The following is a 25,956-nucleotide window of genomic DNA, read 5'->3' on the forward strand; positions in this document are numbered from 1 at the left end:
CTGACCCCCGGTTGGTCCCCGTTTGATCCACGCCATCAAAACCACATCCGAACAGGAGGTCAGCCAATGACAGGTAGCAGCCAGCGCGTCAGGCCCAGCGCCATCGCCGGCTACGAAGACTGGCCCGCCTATGTCCAGCAGCACCCCCGCTACCAGGCTGCCACCATTGCAGCCCAGGAACTTGCGGACGCCCTCGGCGTTCCCGGGGCGCTGCCGTCTCCTGACGTGACCGTCCACTGGGAGGAGACGTACGACGGCGTCACCACCTCCCAGCTCAGCTGGCAGTTGGGCTTCGGTCCCCGGAGTACGGGCTGGCTGATCCGCCCGGCCGGCGCTTCCGGGCCGCTGCCCGGCATCCTGGCACTGCACTGCCACGGCGGCAACAAGTTCGGCGGCGCGGACCGGCTGGTTGAACTCCCCAAGTCCCATCCCTCCGCGAAAAACGCCCGGGCCGGCCATTACGACGGCCGCGCCCTGGCCACGGACCTGGCCCGTGCCGGTTCCGCCGTCCTGGCCCACGACACGTTCGGCTGGGGCAGCCGCCGTTTTGACCTATCGGTTCCGGCCTGGCGGACGGCCGACGCACTGGAGGCGAGGCAGGCGCAGTGGCGGCAGGACGGCGTCGTACCTTCCGAGGCCGACGTGTACAACGCCGCAGCCGGATTCCACGAGGAAACCGTGGCCAAGACCGCCGGCCTGCTGGGCACCAGCCTCGCCGGGATGGTGGCCCACGACGACCTCGCTGCCCTGGAGATCCTCGCCTCGCTGCCGGACGTGGACCAGCAAAGGCTCGGCTGCATCGGCTTCTCCGGCGGCGGGGGCCGGTCCCTGGCCCTCGCCGCGCTGAGCCCCCGCATCAAGAGCTACGTGGTGACGTGCATGATGACCACCTTCCAGTCGCTTCTGCCCGCCTACCTCGACGCCCATTCATGGCTGCTGCAGACGCCGGGGCTGTGGAAGCTGGGTGACTGGCCGGAACTCTCCGCCCGGGCCGCGGCCCGCCGCCTGCTGGTGCAGTACGCACTGGCGGACCAGCTCTTCCCTGAAGACGGCATGCGCGGCGCCCACCGCATACTGGAGTCCCTGCACAGCCCCGACAGCTACACCGGGAGCTTCTGGCCCGGCGGCCACGTCTTCACCGCAGGCATGCAACAGGAAGCGATCGATTTCCTGTCCGCCTCGCTCGGCGCCAAAGACCCCAAAACCCTTCCTCCCTTCAGCTACCAAGGACCCACCTCATGATTGATCAATCCGCCACAGCGCAGCGCGGCCGCCACGCCACGGGAGGTGCCGCCCCCGGGGGCGTCCAGCGCATCGCCCTGGTGGGCGTCCACGGCTTCGGCGAACAACACCTCGCCAACCTCGCCAGGCTCGAACAGGCCGGCACCGTGGAACTCGTCGCCGTCGCGGACCCCAACCCGCCGGCCCCCGGACGGCTCGCGGAATCCGTAGCTGTCTTCGACAACCTGGCCCAGCTGCTGGCAGCAGACCCCGGCGTCGACGTCGTCATTCTCGCCACCCCCATCCAGACCCATGCTCCCCTGGCCCTCGCAGCCCTGTCAGCGGGCACGGACGTCTATGTGGAAAAGCCGCCGGTGGCCTCGCTGGCCCAGTTCCGGGAAGTGCTGGCAGCAGCCGAAACCGCGGGACGCCTGGTCCAGGTGGGCTTCCAAAGCCTCGGCTCCCACGCGCTTCCCGCCATCCGGGCGCACGTCGCATCAGGCGGCATCGGTGACATCCTCGGCGTGAGCGCAAGGGGCGAATGGGTGCGCAGCAAGGCGTACTTCAAGCGCTCCCGCTGGGCCGGAAAGCGCAACCTGGACGGCACCGACGTGGTGGACGGGGTGGCAACCAACGCCCTGGCCCACGCCGTGGCCACGGCGCTCCACCTGGCCGGGGCGCACACCCTGGCGGACGTGGAATCGGTGGAGACGGACCTGTACCGGGCACACGATACCGAGAGCGACGACACCTCCGTCCTCCGCGTGCGCACCGCCGGCGGAACCACCGTCACCTGCGGGCTGACGCTGTGCGCGCCGGAGCAGCAGAACCCGTCCGTGACGGTGCACGGCACCCAGGGCGAAATCACCTTCTTCTACACCGAGGACCAGGTGGTCTTCAGCACCGCGGACGGCGAGCGCCGGGAGACGTTCGGCCGTACGGACCTGCTGGAGAACCTGTTGGCCGCGCGCTCCACGGGCACGCCGCTGCTGTGTTCGCTGGCGGACACCGGCGCCTTCACTACAGTGCTGGAAGCCATCCGGACGGCCCCGGCGCCGCAGCCCATCCCGCCGGAACATGTCACCTGGGAGGGCGAAGGCGACGACGCCCACCCCGTGGTTCACGGCGTCGCAGCCGTCATCGAAAGGGCCCTCAAGGCCCAGGCCACCTTCGCCGAGCTGGGTGTTCGCTGGGCCCGGGACCTGCCGCCGGCCCGCACGCTCACTGTGGACCGCAAGCCCGTTGCCGGGTACCAGGACGGCAGCCGGATCCGGGCAGTGTCCTCGCCCCGCCCCTACCTGCATCCCGTCCGGACCCTGGCGGGCACGGTGGTGACGGACCACCAGCCGCTTGACCACGTGTGGCATCTCGGCGTCGGAGTGGCGCTGCAGGACGTGGACGGCATCAACTTCTGGGGCGGCCGTACCTATACCCGTGAAGCCGGCCAGTACGTCTGGCGCCCGGACCACGGCAGCATCACGGTCCGGGACACCCTCGTCGAAGAAACAGCTGCCCGGACGGGCGGACGGGACGGGAAGCTACAGGAACTCCTGGGCTGGAACGGTCCCGACGGCGCGCCGGTGCTCGTCGAGGAGCGCACCTGGACCTGGGCCGGCGTCAGCCCGTCCATCTGGCGAATGTCCCTGGACTTCGCCCTCTCCCCCGCGGGCGGCCAGCCCGTCAGCCTCGGGAGCCCCGGCTCCAACGGCCGCCTTGAAGGCGGCTACGGCGGGTTCTTCTGGCGGCTGCCCGCGTGTGAGGCCGCCACCGTATGGACGTCCGCCGGTTCCGGCGAGTCCGGGGTGCACGGTTCGGTGACGCCCTGGCTCGCCTGGGCTGCAAAGTTCGACGGCGGCGCGCCAGTCGGCGGGGCATCAGGCGCCGGGGCACCCGCCGGCAGCGCCACGCTCGTCTTCGTCGCCGCTGAGGGCTCCACCGACCCCTGGTTCGTCCGCGTGGACGGCTACCCGGGCGTCGGCCAATCCCTCGCCTGGGACACCCCGGTCATCGCCGAACCGGGCCGTCCGGTCCAGCGCAGCATCACCGTTTTCGTAGCCGACGGGATCCTGGGCACCACCGACATCGAAGCACTCATCAACCAGCAGGGGAACCGTTCATGAGCCAGACCACAGCCGACAAAACGCTGCATTCGGGCAGGACGGCCCCGGCCTCCGCGGCGGACCGCGCCATCAAACGCCGGCGCGCGCTGGACATCCTTGACGCCAAAGGGCGCGAATCCCTGCTCCTGACCACCAACACCGCGCTGACGTGGTACCTGGACGGCAGCCGGGTGCACATCAGCCTGGCCGGCGATCCGATCGCCGCCCTTCTCGTGGACCGCGAGGGCGACCACCTCGTGACCTTCAACAATGAGGCCGGCCGGATCGCCGCCGAGGAGCTGCCGGCCGGCGTCGCCCTGCACTCCGTGCCCTGGTACGGCAACCTGCACGAGGCCGCTGCCGCCGTCGGACGTACTGCCTCGGCTGGAACTGGCCCGGGTGGAACTGCCGCCCAAGGCGGCACAGCCGGGCGTGGCACAGCGCCGCTGGCCGAAGCCGACGTGGCGTCGGAGCTGCGCGCCGCACGCCAGCAGCTGCTCCCGGCCGAGAGCACCCGCTATGCCCGGCTCAGCGCCGAGGTTGCCGTGATCATGACGGACGTCCTCTCCACGGCCCGGCCGGAGACCACGGAGTTCGAGCTGGTGTCCGCCTTGGCCGGCCGGGTTGTCGCCGCCGGCGCGGAGCCCCTGGTCCTGCTGTGCAACGGCAGCAGCCGCAGCGGGTTCCGGCACCCGCTGGCCACGCACTCGCCCCTGGGCCGCCGCGCGATGGCCGTCGTGTGCGCCCGTCGGGACGGCCTGGTTGCCAACATCACCCGCTGGGTAAGGTTCGACGCCGGCACGGCGGAAGAGCGCGACGCCGAGGCACGCATCGCCGCAGTGGAAGCAGACATCTTCGACGCCATGGTCCCCGGAGCACGGCTGGACCGGATCTTCACCGAGATCCAGGCCTCCTACGCCCGGCACGGCTTCGGCGCGGACCAATGGGAGCAGCACCACCAGGGCGGTCCCGCCGGCTACGCGGGCCGTGACCCCCGGGTTACGGCCGCCGCGACGGACACAGTGGTCCTGGACCAGGCCTTCACCTGGAACCCGTCCGGGCCCGGCGTCAAGATCGAGGACACGGTCCAGCTCACCGCAACGGGCCTGCGGGTCCTCACCGTCGACCCCCGCTGGCCCTCGACGGCGGTCAACGGACTGGAGCGGCCGGCCACCCTCCAGCTCTAGCCACAACGCTCGCTCAGTTCCTGCGGCAAAACCCGAAACGCTCTATCAGTTGACGCCGTAGTCCCGGCACCAACTGATAGAGCGTTTCGGTTAAACCGACATTAAGTGGGAGAGCGTTGTCAGGGAAGTACGAGTTCCCCGTCGACCCGGCGCGGGATGCCCAGCGGGTTGCTTTCGTGCAGGGCCGGGTGCAGCACCGTTTCGGGCGCATCCTGGTAGGCAACCGGACGCTGGAAGCGGCGGACCGCCGTCGCGCCCACCGAGGTGAACAGCGAGGTGGTGGCCGGGTAGGGGCCGCCGTGCTGCTGGGCCCAGTTGACGGCCACACCGGTGGGCCAGCCGTCGAAGAGGACGCGGCCGGCCAGCTCGGACAACTGGCCGACTAGGCCGGACACGTCCTCGCCCGGCTGGGCGTGCACGGTGGCGGTGAGGCTGCCCGGCACCTTGGCCAGGACCGCGGACAGCTCCTCCTGGCCCGAGTACTCGATCAGCATGGTGGTGGGGCCGAAGCACTCTTCCAGCAGCTCCCCGGGGCGCTCCAGGACCTTTGCCGCCGAGGTGGAAAAGACCACGGGTGCGGCGCCGTCGGACACTGCGTCCTGGTCCACGGTGCCGCTGACCACCTTCACGCCCTCCACGGACGCGAAGCTGCGCAGGCCGTCCGGGTAGGCCTCCGCAATCCGGCTGGTGAGCATGCCCAGGGCAGGCTTGTCCTTGCTGGCTGCCGCCACTTTCGCGGCAAAGTCTGTGCCAGCCGGGATGAATACCAGGCCGGGCTTGGTGCAGAACTGTCCGGCGCCCAGGGTGAAGGACCCTGCAAGCCCGGCAGCGAGCTGGTCCGGGCGTTGCGCCAGGGCTGCCTCCGTGACCACTACCGGGTTGAGGCTGCCCAGTTCGCCGTAGAACGGGATGGGATCGGGGCGGGACGTGGCCAGGTCGAAGAGGGCGCGGCCGCCGGGGATGGACCCGGTGAAGCCCACGGCCTTGATGGCGGGGTCCTGGACCAGCGCTGTTCCCACTTCGCGGCCGCTCACCAGGGCGAACAGGCCGTCCGGAGCGCCCGCGCCGCGAAGCGCCTCTGCCACAATCTCCGCCGTCCGTTCCGACAGCCGGAGGTGGCCCGAGTGCGCCTTGACGATCACGGAGCAGCCCACGGCCAGGGCCGAGGCAGTGTCGCCGCCGGCAACCGAGAAGGCGAACGGGAAGTTGGAGGCGGAGAAGACCGCAACCGGTCCGATGGGCCGCAGGATGCGCCGCAGGTCCGGCTTGGGCGGGGTGGAGTCCGGATCCGCGTGGTCGATGATGGCCTCAAGGTAAGTGCCCTCGGTGATCACCCCGGCGAACAGGCGCAGCTGGCCGGTGGTGCGGGCCACTTCGCCGGTGAGGCGGGCGGCGCCCAGGCTGGTCTCGGAATCCGCGATCTCGACGAGCTCGGCGGCGTTGGCGTCCAAAGCATCGGCCACAGCGTTGAGCCAGGCAGCGCGCCGGGCATCCGAGGCAGCCGCGGAAACTTTCGCTGCCTTCGTGGCCGCAGCCGTGAGCTCGGTAAGGGAAAGGGTTGCAGTAGTCACTGGGATCCTGTTCGTCGTGATTAGGTCTGCGGGTTGTCAGTGAACCGGAAGCCGAGCCCCGGCTGGTCCGTGAGCCTCACCCGGTTGTTGCTGAACCGGACCGGCGACGGGCCGGCCAGGATCCCCAACTGTTCGAAGGATGCCTCTTCGACGTCCTCCACCATGGTGGGCTCCGCCAGGGTCAGGGCCAGCTGCCCGGACAGTTCGGGCAGCAGATGCGGCATGACCCTGATGCTGTTGGTCCGTGCCAGCTCAACGATCCGCCGGAACGGGGTAATGCCGCCCACCCGGACGATGTTGGGCTGGATGATGTCCACCGCTTCCGCCTCAATGAAATCGCGGAACCGGTAGACGGTGTGCAGGTTTTCGCCAAGGGCAATCGGCACCGGTGAATGCTTGCGGAGCCGCCGGTACGCCCAGAGATCGTCCGCCCGGATGGGTTCCTCGAGCCACTCCAGCCCGAATTCGGACAGGACGTCGAGGGCGCGGAAGGTGGCGGGCAGGTCCCACCGCTGGTTCGCGTCGATCATGAGCTTCCGGTCCGGCCCCAGCACGGAGCGGACCGCGGCAACACGTTCGCGGTCCTCGCGCAGGTCGGGTTTGCCCACCTTGATCTTCACTGCCTGGTGCCCGGCCGCGACCCAGCGTTCGGCCTGCGCCACCAGCTCGTCAAGTGTGTAGTGCAGGTTCACCCCGGAGCCGTAGACCTCGGCAGACTCCTGCCGCTGGCCGAGGTATCCGGTGACGGAGGTTCCGGCGCGGGAGGCCTGCAGGTCCCAGAGGGCAAGGTCCACCCCGGCCATCGCGATGGTGGTCAGTCCCCCGCCGCCGGCCTCATGCAGCCGTTTCCACAGCGCGTCCCACACCACCTCGGGGTTGGCCGGCAAGCCGGCGACGAAAGGCGCAATGTCATGGTCCAGCAGTGCCTTAACCGCCTGGGGGCCGATGGTGGGCGTCCAGGAGAAACCGTGCCCCGCGCCGCCGTCGTCCGTGTGGATCTCCGTGACGATCACGTGGTTTTCGGGTGCTTCCACGCCCCAGCTGCGGCGCAGCGGAACCGTGATGAGGCGGGTGGTGAGGCCCGTGATGCGCGGTGCGGTGCGCACCGCTTCGGCGGCCGGGGCGCCCATCAGCGGCCGGCCAACTCGTAGCCCCTGGCGAGGATGGCCTTCAGCTGGACCAACTGCTCCTCGGTGGGGTCGACCAGCGGCGGGCGCACGGGGCCCACCGGCAGGCCGCCCAGGCGCAGGCCTGCCTTGATCAGTGAAACGCCGAAGCCCGGAGTCTGGTCACGGAGCCGAACCAGCGGCGCGTAGAAGCCTTCCAGCAGGGCGTTCCGGCGGTCCTCGTCGCCCGCTTCGTAGGCGTGGTAGTAGGCCGTGGCGATTTCCGGCGCCATGGCGAACGCGGCGGACGAGTACAGCGGGATCCCCAGTCCGCGGTAGGCGCCCTGGGTCAGTTCGGCGGTCAGCAGCCCGTTGAAGAACGCAAAGTCCGGGCGTCCCGTGGCGCGGACCGCGGACACAATTTCCTGGGCCAGGCCAACGTCGCCGAGCCCGTCCTTGAAGCCGATGACCTTGGGGTTGGCGGCCAGCCTGGTCATGGATGCGGCCGTGAACCTGGCGTTGCCGCGGTGGTACACGATGACCGGCAGGCCGCTGGCGTTGGCCACGGCCTCGACATAGGCCACCAGACCGTCCGTGGGGCCGGTGACCAGGTACGGCGGCAGCACCAGGAGCGCGTCCGCGCCTGCTTCTTCGGCAGCGCGGGCGGCGGCGAGGGCATGGCCCAGGGGTCCGCCGGCTCCTGCTACTACCGGCACCTTTCCGGCAACAACCTCGACGGCGGCAGCGACTACGATGCGGATCTCGTCGATGCTGAGGGCGTGGAATTCGCCGGTGCCGCAGGCGGGGAAAACGCCGCCCGGCCCGAACGGAAGCCGCGAGCTGATGTGTTCTTTGAGCAGTTCCACGTCGACGGGACCAACGGCTGTGAACGGGGTGACGGGGAAGAACAGTACGCCGTCGAATTTCATGGTGTCTCCTTGGCTCCGCCGCCGGTGCTGACCAGCGCGGAGTTCTCGTCGTTGAGGGTGGAACGGGACTTGAGTTCCGTGCGCCAACTGCGCGCGGGGTGCCAGCCCAGGAGTTCCTGTGCTTTGGCGATGGAGAAGGCCGGGCTGGTGCCGGTGAGCCCTGCGCTGAGGACTTCGCTTCCGGGCAGGAATTTTGGCATCAGTTCGGCCAGGGGCGCGGTGGCGAGGGCGTCAGCGGCTCCGACGAAGAAGGTTTCCCCGTTGGGGATGAACGGCATCCTGTCCAGCAGCAAATCGAGGAAGTCCGCCACGTCCCGGGCGTCCACGTAGTTGAACAGGGCGGGTGCGGAGAGGGCGGGGTCGGCCAGCCGTTCCACAAGGGTGTGGCCCTGCTGGGTGGGCGCGCCTTCCCACTCCTCCGGGGAGATCACGTAGCAGGGGCGGAACGCCGCGTAGCGGATCTTTTCGCCCTGGGCTGCCGCGAAGGCCTGGACGGTCTGCTCCGCGATGAGCTTGGAGAGCGCGTACGCGTTCCACGGCTTCGGCGGGGTCCGCTCATCCAGCGGGAACGACGGCGGCAGCCAGCCCGCAGGTGCGCCGTAGCCCAGCACGGTGGGGCTGCTGGCGGTGACGATCTTCGGCACGCCCACTTCCGTCGCGGCGCTGACCACGGCGAAGGCGAGGCGTGTGTTCGTAGCGAAGATGACGTCCTCGGGCGCGCTGAAAGGCACCGCGATCGCAGCGAGGTGGATGACGGCGTCGGGCGTGGTTTCCCGGAGGAGGCGCGGCGCCTCGCCCGGCGCCAGGAGGTCGGCGGTTTCCTGCACCACCCCGGCGGGAAGCTGGTCCGCCGGGACGGCGTCGCGGTCCACGGAGATGACCTGGTGGCCTTTGCCGGCCAGCCCCGCCACCACGCTGCGTCCCAGCCGGCCGGAGCCGCCGGTGACAAAGATCCTGCTCATGGTTGTTCCTTCAGGTTCTCGGGCCGGTCACTTGCCGCGGCGGAGGTCGATGCCGAGGTCCAGGTCCGCGATGCGTACGGGCAGGGAGGTCTCGAGGGAGCGGTTGCCGGCGATGCCCACGGACACCGACCTCAGCCCGTCCAGGTAACCGGAGGGGCGGCCCAGCGGGTCCTCGCCCGGACCGTTGAAGAGGTCCGAGAGCAGGAGCTCGTCGCCGCCGCCGTGTCCGCCTTCGCCGTTGACGATCGGCACCTCGTAGGCGGCTTCCCAGTGGCGCTGGACCACCAGGCGTTCGCCGTTGCGGCGGATGGCGTCCTCTTCCTCCACCGGGGTGGCGCTGGGGTCCACCACAGTCTTCTTGTCCGTGCTGTGCAGCACGGCGGCGCGTTCCACGACTTCCAGCTCGGCGCGGCCCTCGGTGCCGTTGACTGCGACGCGATAGCCCTCCCAGGGGCTGTGGGCGTTCAGCGAGTAGCTCAGGCGGGGCCCGCCCTGGTACTCCACCACGAGTGCGAGGTTGTCCTCGATGGTGATGCCGCCGGTGAAGACGTCCTGGTCGCGGCGGTAGCCGTCGTAGTGCTCGTTGTCCAGGAACAGCGCCTTGAGCCGCTCGTCCTCCCGCAGGTCCAGCGCGAAGGGGTCCTTCGCGCTGGTGCTTGTTCCGGCGGCGGAAGCATCGGCGTCGGGCGTGCCGCGCTCCGGACGGGGGCCCAGGCCGCGCTCGGCGGCGTTCGTGTCACCGTAGAACTTCAGCCCGCCGGAGGCGAACACGCGCTCGGGGACGTCGTCGATCCACCAGTTCACCAGGTCGAAGTGGTGGGACGCCTTGTGGATGAGCAGGCCGCCGGAGTTCTTCTTTTCGCGGTGCCAGCGGCGGAAGTAGTCCGCGCCGTGGACGGTGTCCAGCACCCAGCTGAAGTCGACGGACGTGACCTTGCCGATCACGCCGCTCTGGATGATCCCCTTCAGTGCGGTGTTGCGCGGCGAATAGCGGTAGTTGAAGGTGACCACAACGTTGCGGCCGGTCTCGTGCACGGCCTGGGTGATGCGGCGGCAGCCCTCGGCGTCGATGGTGAGGGGTTTTTCGACGACGACGTCCGCCCCGGCGCGCAGGCCCTCCACGATGTAATCGGCGTGGGTGTAGTCCGGCGTGGTCACGATGACCCGGTCGATGTTGTTGGCCTGGATGAAGGCTGTGAGGTCCGCCGGATCAAAGGACGCAACGGGTCCCGGGGCGCCGAGTTCCTGGATGAGCTGCTGGTAGAACTCCACCCGGCCGGGGTTTACATCCGAGAACGCCACCAGTTCGGCGGTATCTGCGTGCTTGCCGAAGATCGCGCGGATGTACATCTCGGAGCGCCCGCCGGTCCCGATCAGGGCGATGCGGGCCTTTCCGCCCCGGCGGGCGGCAGCAGCTTGGGCGCCGGGAACGGCGTGAAGGCCGTCCGCGGACTCGGACCGGGCCTCTGAAGCAGAAGTCGACTCGGCTGTGTTGACCATGAGGGTCCCTTTCGAAGGCTTAAATCCGGCCCGCCGGGCCGTTGTTCGGGGTTGATCCGGTTCTATGCTGACGAGGCGTGAGAAAACGCTTTCCGGATTCGTTATATGAGTTCTATCAACCGGACCGCCCATCCGTCAACCATTGGCAGCGTTGTGAGAAAGCGTTTTCTACCCCGGCGCGGCGGCCGCACGGGAAAAGCCGGGAAAACCGTGCGGGAAAATTCGGGAAAAGAAGAGAAATCGCTTTCCCGTCCCGTTATATGCTTTCACGTACGACATGCTCTGACTAGTACGTCGACAAGGAGTTGGCCGGGTACCCCCGCCAGCGGACTGCGCCCGGGCCTGCCGGCTCCGGCGCTGAGGAAGGGGCCACTTATGGTCAGGAAATCGGCTTCCGGCCGGATCGGCATCGCGGATGTTGCCCTCAAGGCGGGCGTCTCGCACGCCACGGTTTCGCGCGTCATGAACGGCAACTTCACTGTTGACCCTGAGATCGCCGCCCGCGTGAAGGCAGCTGCGGCTGACCTGAAGTACCAGCCCAACCCGGTGGGACGAAGCCTGGCCCTCGGCAAGACCGACACCATCGGCATCGTGGTGCCGGACCTGGCCAACCCCACTTTCCAGGCCATCCTCCGCGGCCTCAGCCGGGCGGCCGCCCAGGACGGCTACCGCGTCCTCATCGCCGACTCCTTTGAAGTCTCCAGCGAGGAGTCCATCCTTGCGGGTGAGGCGCGGCGGCGCTGCGATGGCCTGGTCCTGTGCGCTCCGCGCATGAGCGACGCCGAGCTGGAAGAGCTGGCCCCGTCACTGCGCCCGCTGGTGCTGATCAACCGCACCACGGCAGCCGCCGATGTTCCCAGCCTGGTGGTGGACTACGGCCAGGGCGTGCAGGACATCGCCGAACATTTGGTAGAGCTCGGGCATACCCGCCTCGCCTTCCTGGCAGGGCCTCCCCGCAGCGCGTCCAACAACCTCCGGCTCCAGGGCCTGGAGGCGTTCAAGGCCGCCCATCCGCATGTTGAGGTCACCATGCTTGAAGGCGGCTCCGATTTCGACACCGGCCATGGGTCAGTAGACGCGGTGCTGGAGAGCGGTGCCACCGGGATCCTGGCCTTCAACGACCTCGTGGCCATGGGCCTGATGAGCGGGCTGCACGAGCGCGGCCTTGACGTTCCCGGCGACATCTCCGTCACCGGGTTTGATGACATCCCCTTCGCCAAATACACGACGCCGACGCTCACCACGGCAGCGGTGCCCATCACCGAGCTGGGGGCGGAGGCATGGCACCAGCTGCGGGCCCTCATCCGGAATGAAGCGAGCCAGACTCCCGGCAGCCGCTACCAGCCGAGGCTCGAAGTGCGGGCCAGCACGGGCCCGGCCAAGGCCGCCCGCACCGCGGTGCACGGCTGACATCCGCTCACGGGGCTGGCCGGGCCTCCGCCGGATCCAGTCCTGCTTCCTTGTAGTAGCCCTGGATGTGGGCGGCAACGAGCCTTGCCGCCCGTTCGCCGTCGTCATTCCTGATGGCGGCGAGGATGCCGCCGTGCTCCGACTTCAGCCGCGATGCCGTGTCCTCCCAGTCGGGGAGGCTGGAGGTGATCTGCGCGGCATAGCTCTGGATGGATTCGCGCAACGATCCCATCATGGCGCTCACGACGGCATTGCCGGCGGCGTCGGCCAGGGCAAGGTGGAACCGGACGTCCAGCGCCAGGAACTCGTCGACGGCAAGCCCTTCCGCGGCCATCTGGTCCAGCAAGGCGGCGGCTGTCTCCAGCTCCGGCGCGTCCGGCCTGGCTTTCGACGCGGCCCAGGACTCGAGGAGCACCCGGGTTTCCACGATGTCCGCCACCGGAAGGTGCTGGGTTGCAACGTGCAGCCGCAGGGCAGAGCCGAGGGCCGCCGTGGGATCCGAAATGACCACCGTGCCGGCCTCCGGACCCGAGCCGACCCCGGCCCGGACCACGCCCATCGCCTCAAGGATCCTGATGGCCTCGCGCACGGACGTTCGCGAGACCTTCAGCTGTTCCGCAAGCGTGCGCTCGGCCGGAAGGCGGCCGCCCACGGTCAGCCTGCCCTCCGAAAGCTCATTTTCGATCCACGACAAAACAAGCTGGTGCGTCCGCATAGGGCAATGGTACTTGATGTGGTTGGACCACATGGCCTACAGTGTGGTTAGACCACAGGAGGTCCCGGATGCGGACCTGCCGGCCAATGGAGGACGCCATGACCCACACCATCCAGCCCAACAATCCGGAAGCAACTCCCGCACCGGACGCGACGGATATTCCGGCCACAACGCCGCCCGCCCCGTCCACTACCCAGGCACCGGCCGCTCCCCCGGCCGCCGCTGCCGTGCCGGCGGCGCTGAAGCGCCGCATCCCGAAGTACTCGGACCTGGCTCCGCTGATGCAGTTCAAGAAGCCGGAGTTCAGCAAGGAAGCCCGGCTCAAGCGGGCCAGCACGGTCTGGGAGCTGCGGGACATCGCAAAGCGCCGCACCCCGCAGGCGCCTTTTGACTACACGGACGGCGCCGCCGAAGCGGAAATCACCCTTCGGCGTGCACGCCAGGCCTTCCTGGACATCGAATTCCGGCCCGGCATCCTGCGGAACGTCTCCGCGATCGACCTCAGTACCGACATCCTGGGCAAGCCGTCCCGCCTTCCGGTGGGGATCGCGCCCACCGGCTTCACGCGGATGATGCAGTCCGAGGGCGAGTACGCCGGTTCGCAGGCAGCCGAGGCCGCCGGCATCCCCTACACGCTGTCCACCATGGGCACCGCGTCCATCGAGGATGTTGCCGCCGCCGCACCGAACGGCCGCAACTGGTTCCAGCTGTACCTGTGGACGGACCGCGACCGCTCGCTGGAACTGATCGAGCGCGCCGCCAAGGCGGGTAACGACACGCTGATGGTCACCGTGGACACCGCCGTCGCCGGCGCCCGCCTCCGCGATGTCCGCAACGGCATGACCATCCCGCCGGCGCTGACCATCAAGACTGTCCTTGATGCGTCCTACCGGCCCGCCTGGTGGTTCAACTTCCTCACGCATGAGCCGCTGACCTTCGCTTCCCTGTCCCGCTACACCGGCACCGTGGCGGACCTGATCAACTCCATGTTCGACCCCACCCTGACGTTCGAGGACCTGGACTGGCTGCGCGAAACCTGGAAGGGCAACCTGGTGGTCAAGGGCATCCAGACCGTGGAGGATGCCCGCCGGGTTGTTGACCATGGAGCGGACGGCGTCATCCTGTCCAACCACGGCGGCCGCCAGCTGGACCGGGCCCCCATCCCGTTCCATTTGCTCCCCGAGGTCAAGGAAGCCTTCACCAAGGACAACACGGATGCGGCGATCATGCTGGACACCGGCATCATGAGCGGCGCGGACATCGTGGCAGCCCTCGCCCTGGGCGCCGACTTCACGCTGATCGGCCGCGCTTACCTGTACGGCCTGATGGCCGGCGGCCGGGCGGGCGTTGACCGCACCCTGCAGATCCTCGAGAAGGACATGGCCCGCACCATGGCGCTGCTGGGCGCCAGCAAGATCTCCGAGCTGACCCCGGACCACGTGCGCCTGCTCAACAACTAAGCCCCGCCCAACTGGCTCGCAGTTAACGCACCGAAATCCGGATTTGAATGCGTCAACTGCGAGTCAGTTGGATTAAGAGCTACTTCTTCCGGCCGAACTTCGGCAGGTTGGGGAGGTTGGCCAGGAGATCCGCGGCCCTGGTGGCGGCGCGCCCCACGGTCCTGCCGATCTGCTGGGGCACGCTGTCATCACTCAGTGGCGCGGTGGTTCCGCCGGGAATCACGACGGCGGGACTCAGGTCCGCACCGTCCCTCGCCAAGACTCCGGCGGACACAGCCTCGGCCGCTACTGCGCCGGCGGTCGCGGCCTCCTTGTGTGCGGCAGCCGCCTTCCTGGCTTGCGCGGGCGCAGGTTCGGCCCGCTTGGCGTCAGTGGCTGCGGCCGGGGCCGCGCCGGCTGCCGCAGCCGGCGCCGGTGCCGCCGAACCGACGTCGAGCGTTTCCAGCCAGCTGGCAATCCCCTCCAGCGGCTTACGGTTCAGTGCGTAGTAGCGCTTCTGCCCCTGGGCCCTCATGCTCACCAGCTGGGCTTCGCGGAGGACTTTGAGGTGCTTGGAAATGGTGGGCTGGCTTGCCGCCAGTTCCTCCACCAGTTCGCCCACGGCCTTGTCTCCGGAACGGAGGGAGACGAGGATGTCCCGCCGGGTCGATTCCGCTATGACGGCAAATACGTCGTCTGTCACCATGCCTCCCACCCTAGCGACATATACGCCCAAAGGCATCAACTATTTCGGCCGGTACCCGTCACCATTGCCCCGGTTTCCCGGCAGTGCTAGAACGGTGTCACTGCTGCCCGGATTCCCGCGCGGCGGCCACCACGGTTTGAGGGGTGGGTGGTGATGGAGTTCCTTCGCCAGCAACTGTTCAATATCATCGCGTTCGTGTTCCTGGGCTTTTTCGTGGCGGTCTGGGGCGCGGTGCTGCTGCGCGTCGGATTCTGGGTGCCGGACGGACGCACGGTGGCGCCGCCGCTCAACGGGGCCCTGGTCACGGGCTGTCCTGTTGCTCTGGCTGGCCAAAGGGACGGCATCAACGGACCTGATCGGCGCTTTCGCGTTGTCCCTGCTGGGCTGGCTCATCGGCGCTGCCGGGGTGGTGTTCCAGACGGAAAAGCCGAGCAGCTGACCAGGCAATCAGCGCATGGAAGTTGAACCGGCACCGGTCGAACCCGCGGTCAGTCGAACCAGGGGTCCAGCCCGTGGAGCGGGAAGACTGCCTTCCTCGTGGCCATGACCGTCCTGTCCACGGCATCGTTGGGGTCGAAGCCCACTTCCCAGGACCGCCACCACAGTTCCACGTCGTCGCCCATCAGGAGGGGGGCGTCCCTGCCGAATTTTGCCAGGACATAGGCGCGCCAGTCCTCCGGGACGGGAGTGCGCAGCGGCACGGGCCGCCCTGACGCGATGGCAATCAGGTGGCTCCAGGACCGCGGGACCACGTCCGTAACGTTGTACCCGCCGCCCCCGGTGGCGATCCAGCGGTTGTCGCAGTGCCGGGCGGCGAGACTGCCGACGGCGGATGCGGCCTCGCGCTGGCCGTCAACGCTGAGGTTGAGGTGTGTCAGCGGGTCCGTGCGGTGGGAGTCGCACCCGTGCTGGCTGACGATCACCTCCGGCTGGAAAGCGGCCACCAGCTGCGGCACCACCGCGTGGAAGGCGCGAAGCCAGCCGGCATCCCCCGTCCCTGACGGCAGGGCGACATTCACCGCCGTCCCCTCGGCCTGCGGACCGCCGATCTCATTGGCGAATCCGGTTCCGGGGAAGAGCGTAAGGCCGCTCTCGTGCAGCGAAATGGTGAGCACACGGGGATCATTCCAGAAGATGCTCTCCGTCCCGTCCCCGTGGTGGGCGTCGACGTCGATATATGCCACCTTGCTGATGCCGCCGTCGAGCAGCTTCTGCACGGCGAGTGCAGCGTCGTTATAGATGCAGAACCCGCTGGCCCGTTCGCGGGCGGCATGGTGCATGCCGCCGCCGAAGTTAACCGCGTGCAGCGCGGAGCCGTCCAGGATCCGGGAAGCTGACAGCAGCGAACCGCCGGCCAGCCGGGCTGCCGCCTCATGCATGCCGGCGAAGGCGGGATCGTCTTCCGTGCCCAGCCCGCGGGCCTCATCGGGCTCCGCTGGGTTGGCGCTGACCCTGCGGACCGCCGCAACAAAGTCTGCGGAATGCACCGACTCCAGCGCGGCGTCGTCCGCCACTTCGGGCGCTTCCACCACGACGTGGTCCAGGCCGAACAAACCCAGGCTGCCGGCCAGGCGGGCTGTCAGGTCCATCCGCTCCGGCGCCATCGGATGGCCCGGACCGAAATTGTAGGCAGTCATGTCAGAACTCCACGCCACCACCGTTGGGGGCGCGGGCTGGCTGAGACCCGGGAGGTATGTCATCAATCACAGGCTACCTGAGCCGGCGGCCCCTCCTGCCCGGCCATAACGCCGCATTAGTGGTTTACTACTGAGGGAAGCAGTTTCTACCGAGGAAAAGCCACACATGACGCAAAGCCAGTCGAGGCCCCGGAACCCGGCCAGCTGGCATCCCGCAGCGCAGGAGCGGGAAGGCCTCTGGATCCTTACGCGGCTGCGCGACTTCATTGACGACATCGCAAACACCTCCCCGGCCCGGCTTGCCCTGACGGTGTTCGCCGCCGTCTGCCTGGTCTTCACACTCATCCTCTCGCTGCCGGTCTCGTCCGCCGCCGGCACGCCCACCCCGGTCCACCAGGCACTGTTCACGGCCGTTTCGGCCGTGTGCGTCACCGGCCTGACCGTGGTGTCGACGGCGGTCCACTGGTCCTTCTTCGGGCAGCTGGTGATCCTGGTGGGCGTCTTCATTGGAGGCCTGGGCACGCTGACCCTGGCCTCCTTGCTTGCCCTGATGGTCAGCAAGCGGCTGGGCGTGCGGGGGAAAATCATCGCCGCGGAATCCATGAACAACGCAGGCCGCCTGGGCGAGGTGGGCACCCTGCTGCGGATCGTCATCACAACATCAGTGGTGATCGAAGGAATGCTGGCGCTTGCCCTTGTCCCGCGGTTCCTGACCCTGGGAGAGCCGTTCTGGCAGTCCGTGTGGCACGGGATCTTCTACTCCATCTCGTCCTTCAACAATGCCGGTTTTACCCCGCATTCGGATGGGATCGTGCCTTACGAAACGGACCTTTGGATCCTGGTCCCGCTGATGCTCGGCGTCTTCCTGGGAAGCCTCGGGTTTCCCGTGGTGATGGTCCTCCAGCAGAACGGGCTGAACTGGAAGAAGTGGAACCTCCACACCAAGCTCACCATCCAGGTATCCTTCATCCTCTTGTTTGCCGGCACTTTCCTGTGGGCTTTGATGGAGTGGGACAACCTGCGGACCATCGGGACCATGGATTTCGATGACAAGGTGACGCATGCCCTGTTCGCCTCCGTGATGATGCGGTCCGGCGGCTTCAACCTGGTGGACCAGAACCAGATGGAGTCCACCACCATGCTCTTGACCGACGCGCTCATGTTCGCCGGCGGCGGCTCGGCATCCACGGCCGGCGGCATCAAGGTCACCACCATCGCCGTGATGTTCCTGGCGATCGTGGCGGAGGCCAGGGGCGACACCGACGTGCAGGTCTACGGCAGGACCATCCCGCAGGGCACCATGCGCGTTGCCATCTCCGTGATCGTCGCGGGCGCCACCCTGGTGTCCGTGTCCGCCTTCCTCCTGCTGCACATCAGCGGGGCGTCCCTGGACCGGGTGCTGTTCGAGACCATTTCGGCTTTCGCCACCGTGGGTCTCAGCACCAACCTCAGCGCAGAGGTGCCGCCGGCGGGCGTTTACGTCCTTGCCGCCCTGATGTTCGCCGGCCGCGTCGGCACCGTGACCCTGGCGGCCGCCCTGGCCCTCCGCCAGCGCAGCCAGTTGTACCACTATCCCGAAGAGAGGCCGATCATTGGCTAGTTCCCCAGACGCCCCCCGGCGCCCCGCCCACAACGCTCCAGTGCTGGTGATCGGGCTGGGCCGCTTCGGTTCATCCACGGCAGAACAGCTGGTCAAGCAGGGCCGGGAAGTCCTGGCTATTGAACGGGACCGGTCCCTGGTGCAGAAGTGGGCACCGCTGCTGACCCACGTGGTGGAGGCTGACGCCACCAACATCGATGCGCTCCGCCAGCTCGGCGCGCAGGAGTTCAGTTCCGCCGTCGTGGGCGTGGGCACGTCCATCGAGTCCTCCGTGCTGATCACGGTCAACCTGGTGGACCTTGGCATCGAGCACCTGTGGGTGAAGGCGATTACGCCGTCCCACGGCAAGATCCTCACCCGGATCGGCGCCAACCATGTGATTTATCCGGAGGCCGACGCCGGCGTCCGCGCAGCCCACCTGGTGTCCGGCCGGATGCTGGACTTCATCGAGTTCGACGACGACTTCGCGATCGTGAAAATGTACCCGCCGCGCGAAACGGTGGGGTTCACCCTGGACGAGTCAAAGGTCCGTTCCAAGTACGGCGTGACGATCGTGGGCGTGAAGTCGCCCGGCGAGGACTTCACCTATGCCCGCCCGGAGACCAAGGTGTCCTCCCGGGACATGCTGATCGTGTCCGGCCACGTGGACCTGCTGGAACGGTTCGCTGCCCGGCCGTAATTGCACGGGTGCCTGGGCCCACGCCCGCCGGGTTCCCTGGCCGAGCTTGCGAGGTTAGGGAGCGGGTGGGGACTAGCCGAGCTGCCTGGTGATTTCGGCTGCCCGCTCCGTAGCCGCGCGGGCACCGGCCACAATGATGGCGGGAAGGCCCCGCTCGTCAAAAGTGGCGATGGCCCGTTCAGTGGTGCCGTTCGGGCTGGTCACTGCCTTGCGCAGCGCTGTTGGATCCGCCCCGGGCTCGGCCAGCATGAAGCCGGCTCCGGCCACGGTTTCCCTGGCAAGGAGAACGGACAGTTCCGGATCCAGGCCCAGTTCCCGGCCGGCTGCCGCCATTGCTTCCGCCAGGTAGAACGCGTAGGCGGGTCCGGAGCCGCTGATGGCCGAGACCGCGTCCACCTGCTCCTCGGGGACCTCCACCACTGTTCCCGCACCCCGCAGGACGTCCTTGACCTTTTGAAGCTGCTCCGGGGTGCAGTGGGTCCCCGGCGACACCGACACCACGCCGCGGCCCAGCTTCGCCGGTGTATTGGGCATGGCGCGGATTACCGGCTGCCCCGCCGGCAGTGCGGCCTCGAGCTGGGCGATGGACACCGCGGCAGCCACACTGACCACCACGGCGGTTGGTGAGAGGGAGCGGCTGATCTCCCGCGCAAGGTCAAGGATGCCAACAGGCTTGACGCCAAGGATGACAACGCCGGAGCCCTTGGTTGCCTGTTTGTTGTTGTCCGGCTCCTCCTCACCGGCAATCGCGGTCACGCCGTGGTGCCGCTCGGCCAGTTCCGCGGCACGCCCGGCACGCCGGACCGTTGCGACGACGTCCGCGGGATCCGTCCCCGCTTCCAGCAGGCCACTCAGAATTGCTTCGTTCATGGATCCACAGCCCAGGAAGGCGATTCGGTTGCTCATGGCTCCATCATTACAGTTAGGCCCGGCCGGCGCCGAAAATGATGACCACGGGGTGGACAACCCGGTAACCAGGGAACCGGCTGAAATGCACTCACAGGTGGCTCACATGTAAGGCGCAGGTACCTCACAACTTGGGGTCCTAACGTAGTTATTACCTCATTGAGGGTGCGAGTGATGCGGCAGGGATGGGGATCCCTGCCAGGGCACCGGCGGTCGGCAACAGGTTTTCCCCCATTTTCCTGTTGTGGACGCCGGTGCTTCCGCTTTTAACCGGCTCGTGTGCCGCGGGCACCGTCCGGCAGGGCCCTAGGCCGGGGCTTCGACAGCCTGCGGCGCCGCCACGTGGGGCGCAGGCTCCAGCGGCCCCGAAAACACCAGCTGGTCCAGCCGGCGCAGGATCAGGCCTTCACGCAGGGCCCAGGGGCAGATCCGGAGCTTCTTGAACCTGAAGAGCTCCAGCGCGGCCTCGGCAACGAGCGCTCCGGCCAGCAGCTGATGGGCACGTGCCTCGGAAACCCCCGGCAGGTGCAGCCGGTCCTCGGCCTTCATCGCCGAGATGCGCTGCGCCCACACTCCAAGGTCCGTCGCGCGGAGCTCCCGCTTGACGTACGGGCCGGCCGCGCTCGGAGCCGCGCCGGCGATCCGTGCAAGGGAGCGGAAGGTCTTGGATGTTCCCGCCACGACGTTGGCACGGCCCAGCCCGTCGAATTCCCGCACCGCGGGCTTGAGGGTGGCCTGGATGTACCGCCGCAGTTCCTTGACGCTCTTGGCTGACGGCGGGTCCTCGGATAGCCAGTCCCTGGTGAGCCGGCTGGCACCCAGCGGCACGGAGGTGGCAACTTCCGGAAGTTCGTCCTGGCCGAAAGCCATCTCAAAGGAGCCGCCGCCGATGTCCAGGTTGAGGATGGGCCCGGCGCCCCAGCCGTGCCAGCGCCTGACGGCAAAAAAGGTCATCGACGCTTCTTCGCTGCCGGTGAGCTCCTGCAGCGTCACAGTGGTTTCGTGTTTTACGCGCGCCAGGACTTCAGGGCCGTTGGTGGCCTCGCGGATGGCCGACGTACAGAACGCCAGGAGGTCCTCGGCCTTGTGCCTGGCGGCAAACTCCCAGGCTTCCAGCACGAATTCGGTGAGCTCGTGCTGGCCGGCGTCGTTGATGCTGCCGTCCGGTTCCAGGTACTGGACCAGGGACAGCGGCCGCTTATGCGAGGCGAAAGGTACCGGGCGCGCGCCGGGGTGGGCGTCCACAAGGAGGAGATGGACAGTATTGGACCCGATATCGAGGACGCCTAGCCGCATGGTGACATTATTGCTCGTCAGCCCGCTTGAAGTCGCGCTTGATGTTGGCCACGCCCTCAGGGTTGATCTCGAACCCGTAGGCGGCGCCCGGGTTGATAACCATGCCCAGCTCCTCGCCGATGTTCGCGATGATGGCTGCGCCCTGGGTGCCCAGCACGTTCGGCGCAGCGTCAAGGTACTGCTGGTCCACGCGGCTGGGGTGCGAGAAGACGGCAAGCACGGGATCGCCGTCGGCATTGCCCAGGACCAGCGGCTCCACCTGGGAGTCCTCGCCCTCGATGCCGTCCGAACTGATGATGTAGACCTCGCTGTTCAGGAAGGACAGGATGACGTCCACCGGGCTGGCGTCGGGCTGCCCGCCCTTGGCGAGCTTTTCCTCGAGGTCGTTCAGGGGCTGGAGGTCCGTGTGCGCAGGCTGTTCAGTCATCCCTCTACCCGATCACGATCCCGTGCGGCATGCAAACGCCCGGCTACTTCTTCGCGGTGGCCTTTTTCTTGGCCGGCGCCTTGCGGGTGGCCGTGCGCTTTACCGGGCCTTTGGCGCGCTTCTCGGCCAGGAGCTCCACGGCCTGCTCGCGCGTCAGTTCCTCCAGGGAGGTGGCCCGCGGGACCGTGATGTTAGTGATCCCGTCCGTGATGTAGGGGCCGAACCGGCCTTCCTTCACCACGATGTTCTTCTCCGACACGGGGTCCGGGCCGAACTCCGCCAGCGGCGGGACGGCAGCCCGGGCTCCGCGCTGCTTCGGCTGGGAGTAGATCTCCAGCGCCTGGTCCAGCGTGATGGTGAAGATCTCCTCCTCCGAGCCGATGGACCGGGAGTCGGTTCCCTTCTTCAGGTATGGACCGAACCGGCCGTTCTGCACCGTGATGAGGTTGCCTTCGGCGTCCTCGCCCAGGACGCGGGGGAGGCTCATGAGCTGCAGGGCCTCGTCCAGCGTTACCGACTCAACGGTCATGGACTTGAACAGCGAGCCCGTGCGCGGTTTGGCCTTGACGGGCTTCTTGGGCGGCTTGGGCTTGCCGTTCTTGTAGTACTCCACCGGCTGCGCAGCGATTTGCTCCTCGGTCATCTCCGGGATGATCTCGGTGACGTAGGCGCCGTAGCGGCCGTTCTTGGCAACAACGGTGTGGCCGGTGTGCGGGTCCGTGCCCAGCACGCGTTCCTCGGGGGCAGCGGTCTCCATCAGCTCGATGGCCTTGGCAGCGGTCAGCTCGTCCGGAGCCAGGTCCTCCGGCACGTTGGCCCGGGGCGACTCCACGATCTCCCCCGTCTTCGGGTCAACAGTGGCGGCTGAGCTTTCCAGGTACGGGCCGAACTTGCCCACCCGGAGCGTGATCTGGTCCGTGATGGGAATGGAGTTGATTTCCCGCGCGTCGATTTCGCCGAGGTTGTTCACGATGCTCAGCAGGCCCGGATCCGAGTCCTCGCCGAAGTAGAAGTGCCGCAGCCAGGAGGCGCCCACGGCCTGGCCGTTGGCGATCTTGTCCAGGTCGCCTTCCATGTCCGCGGTGAACTCATAGTCCACATAGTCGCTGAAGTGCTGCTCCAGCAACCTGATGACGGAGAAGGCGATCCAGCTGGGGACCAGGGCCGAGCCCTGTTTCCGGACGTAGCCGCGGTCCTGGATGGTGGAGATGGTGGAGGCGTAAGTGGACGGGCGGCCGATGCCCTTCTTCTCCAGCTCCGCCGTCAGCGATGCTTCCGTGTAGCGCGGCGGCGGCGAGGTCTCGTGGCCCACGGCGATGATGTCGGACGCCTTGAGGGCGTCGCCCTTGGCCACATTGGGGAGGCGGCGGGCTTCGTCGGAGTCGTCGTCGCCGCGGGTCTCGTCCTTGCCTTCCTCGTAGGCGGCAAGGAAGCCGGGGAAGGTAATCACTGTGCCGGACGCGGAGAACTCGGCGTCCCGCCCGTCAGCGGACACGGCGCCCAGGCGGATGGTGGCCGTGGAGCCCTTGGCGTCAGCCATCTGGGAGGCGACGGTGCGCTTCCAGATCAGCTCGTAGAGCCGGAATTCGTCGCCGGAGAGCTGCTTGGCCACCTGGGCCGGGGTGCGGAACGAGTCGCCGGCGGGGCGGATGGCCTCGTGGGCTTCCTGGGCGTTGGCTGCCTTGCCGGTGTACACACGCGGGGACTGCGGGATGTACTCCGGGCCGTACAGCTCCGAGGCCTGGCGGCGGGCTGCGGTGACGGCTTCGTCGCTCAGCGCGGACGAGTCCGTACGCATGTAGGTGATGTAGCCGTTTTCGTAGAGCCGCTGGGCCACCTGCATGGTGCTCTTCGAGGAGAAACGCAGCTTGCGGCCTGCCTCCTGCTGCAGCGTGGAGGTGGTGAACGGCGCAGCCGGACGGCGGGTGTACGGCTTGGTGTCGACGGACCGGACGGTGAACGAAGCATCCTGCAGCCCGGCCGCCAGGGACGCAGCCAGCTCCTCATTGAGGTGGGCGACGTTCTTCGAGGTGAGGACGCCGTCGTCGTTGAAGTCCCGGCCGCTGGCTACCTTGGCGCCGTCCACGGCGGCGAGCTTCGCTTTGAACGAGCCGGCGTCTGCGCCGAACTGGCCCGTGAGGTCCCAGTACGAGGCGGCTTTGAAGGCCATCCGTTCGCGTTCGCGGTCCACCACCATGCGGGTCACCACGGACTGCACGCGGCCGGCGGACAGGCCGCGTGCCACCTTGCGCCACAGCACCGGGGAAATCTCGTAGCCGTACAGCCGGTCCAGGACGCGGCGGGTCTCCTGCGCATCCACCAGCGCGGTGTCCACATCGCGCAGGTTCCCCATGGCGCGCTGGATGGCTTCCTTGGTAATTTCACCGAAGGTCATCCGGTAGACCGGGACCTTGGGCTTGAGCACTTCGAGCAGGTGCCACGCGATGGCTTCGCCCTCGCGGTCCCCATCGGTTGCGAGGTAAAGTTCGTCGGCGTCCTTGAGCGCGGCCTTGAGCTCAGTCACCTTTTTCTTTTTGTCCGGGGAGACCACGTAGTACGGCTTGAAGTCGTGTTCAATGTCGACGGCGAACTTGCCCACCGAGGTCTTCTTCAGCTCAGCGGGGAGCTCGGACGGCTGGGGAAGGTCGCGGATGTGACCAATGGAGGCCTCTACGATGAAGCCCTCGCCCAGGTACTTGGCGATGGTCTTGCTCTTGGCCGGAGACTCCACAATCACGAGTTTCTTGCCGGTTTTGGCCTTGCTTGGCACGGTGCTCCTACAGAAAAAGGTTGCTCGGGCAGATGCGCCCATACTGGCCTAGTTCACCATATTTTGCAGAAATGTGCGCATCCATGTGGAAAAGTAGGGGGTTCCCCTGCTGGTCTTAGGCGCCCTGTTCCGGGGCCGGGATCAGGAAACCGTCGCGGACCAGATTAGCCACTTCGGTGAGCAGCCCGGTCCGGAACGAGCCAGCGTCGAACCCCTCCTCCCCCGCCATTCCGCCGCCCAGCAGCGCCTCCAGCGCCCCGGCGATCTGGCCGGCGGTCAGGTCGCCGTCGCACGCTGAAACGAAGCCGGCCAGCTCGGTGCTGAGCAGGTTGGTACGGCGCAGGCCGGCGCCCTGGCGCAGCAGGATGACCCCCGGGTGCTCGGCGCCCGGCCGCTGGTGGCGCTCCTCCGTGACGTCGTCCGCCACCAGCAGGTGCGCATCCTCCAGGGCGTGCACGGCCAGCCAGTCGATGCGTTCGACCGCGGCCCCCAGGTGGGGTCCGATGGGCTGCTCAATGGGGTACGTGATTTCCTCGAACCTGCTGATGGCGGCCCGCCCCGGTTCAACGGGCCGGCGCAGCCAGACCATGCCGAAACCGATGCCCTCCACGTTCCTGGATTCGAAGTCTGCGAGGTAGGCGGCGTAGGCCTCCCGGTAGTGCTGCCGGTCCCGGCCCTCCGAGGCGTCGCGCAGCCATGTTTCCGCATACTGTTCCGGCCCCACCTGCTCGCGCTGGATAAACCAGGCGTCAACGCCCGGACTGGCCCAGCTTTGCGGCCGTTCCTGCCATGACGTTCCCTTAATGACCTCCCAGTTGCCTAAAAGCTGGGCTGTTCCGCCGGGTGCCAGGACGTCCGGCAGGCCGGCAACGAGGGCCGCCACGATCTCATCGCCCGGCAGGCCGCCGTCGCGGTACGTGAACTGCCCTGCTGCGTCCTCCCCTGCGCTGCGCGGCGTGATCACGAACGGAGGGTTGGACACCACCAGCCCGAACTCCTCGCCCTCGACGGGGTCCAGGAGTGAGCCCAGGCGCAGGCTGACCCGGTCCGCAAGCCGCGCGGGATCAACGGAGAGGGCCTGCGCATTGAGGAGGATGTTGAAGCGGGTGAAGGCCAGGGCGCGTTCGGAGATGTCCGTGGCGGTGACGTGCCGGCAGTGCTGGAGCAGGTGGAACGTCTGGATGCCGCAGCCCGTGCCGAGGTCCAGGGCGCGTTCGGCGCGGCGGCGGGCGGTGGTCTGCACCAGCGTGGTGGAGGCATGGCCGATGCCCAGGACGTGGTCGTGCCGGAGCACCCCTTCCTGCTGGTGCGCCGCCAGGTCGCTGGCCACCCAGAGTTCCGTGCCGCCGCCGGCTGCGTTGTCCCCGGCGGTGCCGTGCCAGCCGTAGGGCCGCAGGTCCACCTTCGCTGCCAGCAGCCCTGGGCCGGGAACGGGTTCAACCAGCCCCAGCGTGAGCAGGCCTTCCGCACGGATGCCCGGAAGGGCGGCGTCGAGCGTCTCCGCCGCCTGCGGCTCGGCGAGAAGCCAGAGGCGGACGACGGCGGCGAGCGCCCTGTTTGCTTCGTCCTGCCGCACGGCGCGGTCGGCGGCGAGCAGGGCCGGGATGGTCTGGTCCCGGTCCAGCGCTGCGGAGGCGGCGGGGCCCAGGAACCGGGCGACGCCGTCGGGCGTGTAGTCGAGCCGGCGCAGGTCCGCGGCGAGGGCGGCGAGCAGCTCCGGCTGGTCGCTGCGGGGGGCGTCCGGGGTGTTGCCGGCGGTGAACTCGTACGGGGATTCAGGCACCGCTCAAGTTTAG

At 68.0% G+C, this 25,956-nt stretch carries 21 protein-coding genes; 8 read left to right on the forward strand and 13 right to left on the reverse strand.

Translation table 11 applies throughout. The annotated features are described in order from the left end of the window. Positions 1-66: 66 nt before the first annotated feature. From ACQ3DC_RS04375 to ACQ3DC_RS04385, 3 genes are read left to right on the forward strand one after another with little or no spacing between them, the layout of a single operon-like run. Positions 67-1,242: an acetylxylan esterase gene (locus ACQ3DC_RS04375; protein ID WP_430751641.1), complete on the forward strand. Its 1,176-nt coding sequence runs from the start codon at positions 67-69 to the stop codon at positions 1,240-1,242. Continuing rightward, entirely contained in the window at positions 1,239-3,341 is a 2,103-nt protein-coding gene (locus tag ACQ3DC_RS04380) for a DUF6807 family protein (protein WP_430751642.1), read from the forward strand. The genes ACQ3DC_RS04375 and ACQ3DC_RS04380 overlap by 4 nt, the downstream gene beginning before the upstream one ends. Further along, entirely contained in the window at positions 3,338-4,507 is a 1,170-nt protein-coding gene (locus ACQ3DC_RS04385; RefSeq protein ID WP_430751643.1) for a M24 family metallopeptidase, read from the forward strand. The genes ACQ3DC_RS04380 and ACQ3DC_RS04385 overlap by 4 nt, the downstream gene beginning before the upstream one ends. A 119-nt stretch (positions 4,508-4,626) precedes the next feature. Here ACQ3DC_RS04385 and ACQ3DC_RS04390 read toward each other — a convergent pair whose 3' ends face one another. From ACQ3DC_RS04390 to ACQ3DC_RS04410, 5 genes are read right to left on the reverse strand one after another with little or no spacing between them, the layout of a single operon-like run. Next, a complete protein-coding gene (locus tag ACQ3DC_RS04390; RefSeq protein ID WP_430751644.1) occupies positions 4,627-6,078 on the reverse strand; it encodes an aldehyde dehydrogenase (NADP(+)) in 1,452 nt (483 codons plus the stop codon). A gap of 20 nt (positions 6,079-6,098) precedes the next feature. Continuing rightward, positions 6,099-7,208 (reverse strand): mandelate racemase/muconate lactonizing enzyme family protein, encoded by a 1,110-nt coding sequence (locus ACQ3DC_RS04395; RefSeq protein WP_430751645.1) that lies wholly within the window; start codon positions 7,206-7,208, stop codon positions 6,099-6,101. Then, positions 7,208-8,113: a 5-dehydro-4-deoxyglucarate dehydratase gene (locus tag ACQ3DC_RS04400; RefSeq protein ID WP_430751646.1), complete on the reverse strand. Its 906-nt coding sequence runs from the start codon at positions 8,111-8,113 to the stop codon at positions 7,208-7,210. The genes ACQ3DC_RS04395 and ACQ3DC_RS04400 overlap by 1 nt, the downstream gene beginning before the upstream one ends. Next, entirely contained in the window at positions 8,110-9,075 is a 966-nt protein-coding gene (locus tag ACQ3DC_RS04405; RefSeq protein ID WP_430751647.1) for an NAD-dependent epimerase/dehydratase family protein, read from the reverse strand. Before ACQ3DC_RS04405 ends, ACQ3DC_RS04400 begins: the two co-directional genes overlap by 4 nt. Positions 9,076-9,102: 27 nt before the next feature. Next, on the reverse strand, positions 9,103-10,575 hold the full coding sequence (locus ACQ3DC_RS04410; RefSeq protein WP_430751648.1) for a Gfo/Idh/MocA family protein: 1,473 nt from the start codon (positions 10,573-10,575) through the stop codon (positions 9,103-9,105). Positions 10,576-10,950: 375 nt separating this feature from the next. Between ACQ3DC_RS04410 and ACQ3DC_RS04415 the strand changes: the two genes are divergently transcribed. Then, entirely contained in the window at positions 10,951-11,985 is a 1,035-nt protein-coding gene (locus ACQ3DC_RS04415) for a LacI family DNA-binding transcriptional regulator (RefSeq protein ID WP_157241174.1), read from the forward strand. Positions 11,986-11,992: 7 nt separating this feature from the next. Here the strand turns inward: ACQ3DC_RS04415 and ACQ3DC_RS04420 are convergent, their stop codons facing one another. Then, positions 11,993-12,700, reverse strand: a complete 708-nt coding sequence (locus ACQ3DC_RS04420) for a FadR/GntR family transcriptional regulator (RefSeq protein ID WP_157241172.1) — start codon at positions 12,698-12,700, stop codon at positions 11,993-11,995. Between the two features lie 98 nt (positions 12,701-12,798). Between ACQ3DC_RS04420 and ACQ3DC_RS04425 the strand changes: the two genes are divergently transcribed. Beyond that, positions 12,799-14,160: an alpha-hydroxy acid oxidase gene (locus ACQ3DC_RS04425; protein WP_321214372.1), complete on the forward strand. Its 1,362-nt coding sequence runs from the start codon at positions 12,799-12,801 to the stop codon at positions 14,158-14,160. A gap of 79 nt (positions 14,161-14,239) precedes the next feature. Here the strand turns inward: ACQ3DC_RS04425 and ACQ3DC_RS04430 are convergent, their stop codons facing one another. Then, positions 14,240-14,845 carry an ArsR/SmtB family transcription factor gene (locus ACQ3DC_RS04430; protein WP_430751649.1) on the reverse strand — a complete coding sequence of 202 codons (606 nt, stop codon included), beginning with the start codon at positions 14,843-14,845 and terminating at the stop codon, positions 14,240-14,242. A 150-nt stretch (positions 14,846-14,995) separates the two neighbouring features. Here ACQ3DC_RS04430 and ACQ3DC_RS04435 point away from each other — a divergent pair, with 150 nt between their 5' ends. Continuing rightward, positions 14,996-15,310 carry a hypothetical protein gene (locus tag ACQ3DC_RS04435; protein ID WP_430751650.1) on the forward strand — a complete coding sequence of 105 codons (315 nt, stop codon included), beginning with the start codon at positions 14,996-14,998 and terminating at the stop codon, positions 15,308-15,310. 23 nt (positions 15,311-15,333) lie between these two features. Here ACQ3DC_RS04435 and ACQ3DC_RS04440 read toward each other — a convergent pair whose 3' ends face one another. After that, positions 15,334-16,545 (reverse strand): acetoin utilization protein AcuC, encoded by a 1,212-nt coding sequence (locus ACQ3DC_RS04440; protein WP_157241166.1) that lies wholly within the window; start codon positions 16,543-16,545, stop codon positions 15,334-15,336. Positions 16,546-16,648: 103 nt separating this feature from the next. Between ACQ3DC_RS04440 and ACQ3DC_RS04445 the strand changes: the two genes are divergently transcribed. Both ACQ3DC_RS04445 and ACQ3DC_RS04450 read left to right on the forward strand, forming a co-directional pair. Next, positions 16,649-18,082 carry a TrkH family potassium uptake protein gene (locus ACQ3DC_RS04445; RefSeq protein WP_157241164.1) on the forward strand — a complete coding sequence of 478 codons (1,434 nt, stop codon included), beginning with the start codon at positions 16,649-16,651 and terminating at the stop codon, positions 18,080-18,082. 40 nt (positions 18,083-18,122) lie between these two features. Continuing rightward, a complete protein-coding gene (locus tag ACQ3DC_RS04450; RefSeq protein ID WP_171059109.1) occupies positions 18,123-18,761 on the forward strand; it encodes a potassium channel family protein in 639 nt (212 codons plus the stop codon). Positions 18,762-18,833: 72 nt separating this feature from the next. Here the strand turns inward: ACQ3DC_RS04450 and proC are convergent, their stop codons facing one another. The 5 genes from proC to ACQ3DC_RS04475 form a co-directional block, all read right to left on the reverse strand. Next, positions 18,834-19,667: a pyrroline-5-carboxylate reductase gene (gene proC / locus ACQ3DC_RS04455; RefSeq protein ID WP_321214374.1), complete on the reverse strand. Its 834-nt coding sequence runs from the start codon at positions 19,665-19,667 to the stop codon at positions 18,834-18,836. A 306-nt stretch (positions 19,668-19,973) separates the two neighbouring features. After that, complete coding sequence (locus ACQ3DC_RS04460; RefSeq protein WP_157241159.1) at positions 19,974-20,963, reverse strand: Ppx/GppA phosphatase family protein; 990 nt, start codon at positions 20,961-20,963, stop codon at positions 19,974-19,976. 7 nt (positions 20,964-20,970) lie between these two features. Next, on the reverse strand, positions 20,971-21,390 hold the full coding sequence (locus tag ACQ3DC_RS04465) for an SseB family protein (RefSeq protein ID WP_157241157.1): 420 nt from the start codon (positions 21,388-21,390) through the stop codon (positions 20,971-20,973). A 43-nt stretch (positions 21,391-21,433) separates the two neighbouring features. Then, complete coding sequence (topA, locus tag ACQ3DC_RS04470; protein WP_323056719.1) at positions 21,434-24,160, reverse strand: type I DNA topoisomerase; 2,727 nt, start codon at positions 24,158-24,160, stop codon at positions 21,434-21,436. Positions 24,161-24,275: 115 nt separating this feature from the next. Beyond that, positions 24,276-25,943 (reverse strand): DUF7059 domain-containing protein, encoded by a 1,668-nt coding sequence (locus ACQ3DC_RS04475; protein WP_321214377.1) that lies wholly within the window; start codon positions 25,941-25,943, stop codon positions 24,276-24,278. Positions 25,944-25,956: the final 13 nt, after the last annotated feature.

It is taken from the genome of Paenarthrobacter sp. NEAU-H11 (genome assembly GCF_050573415.1).
Taxonomy (GTDB): Bacteria; Actinomycetota; Actinomycetes; order Actinomycetales; family Micrococcaceae; genus Arthrobacter.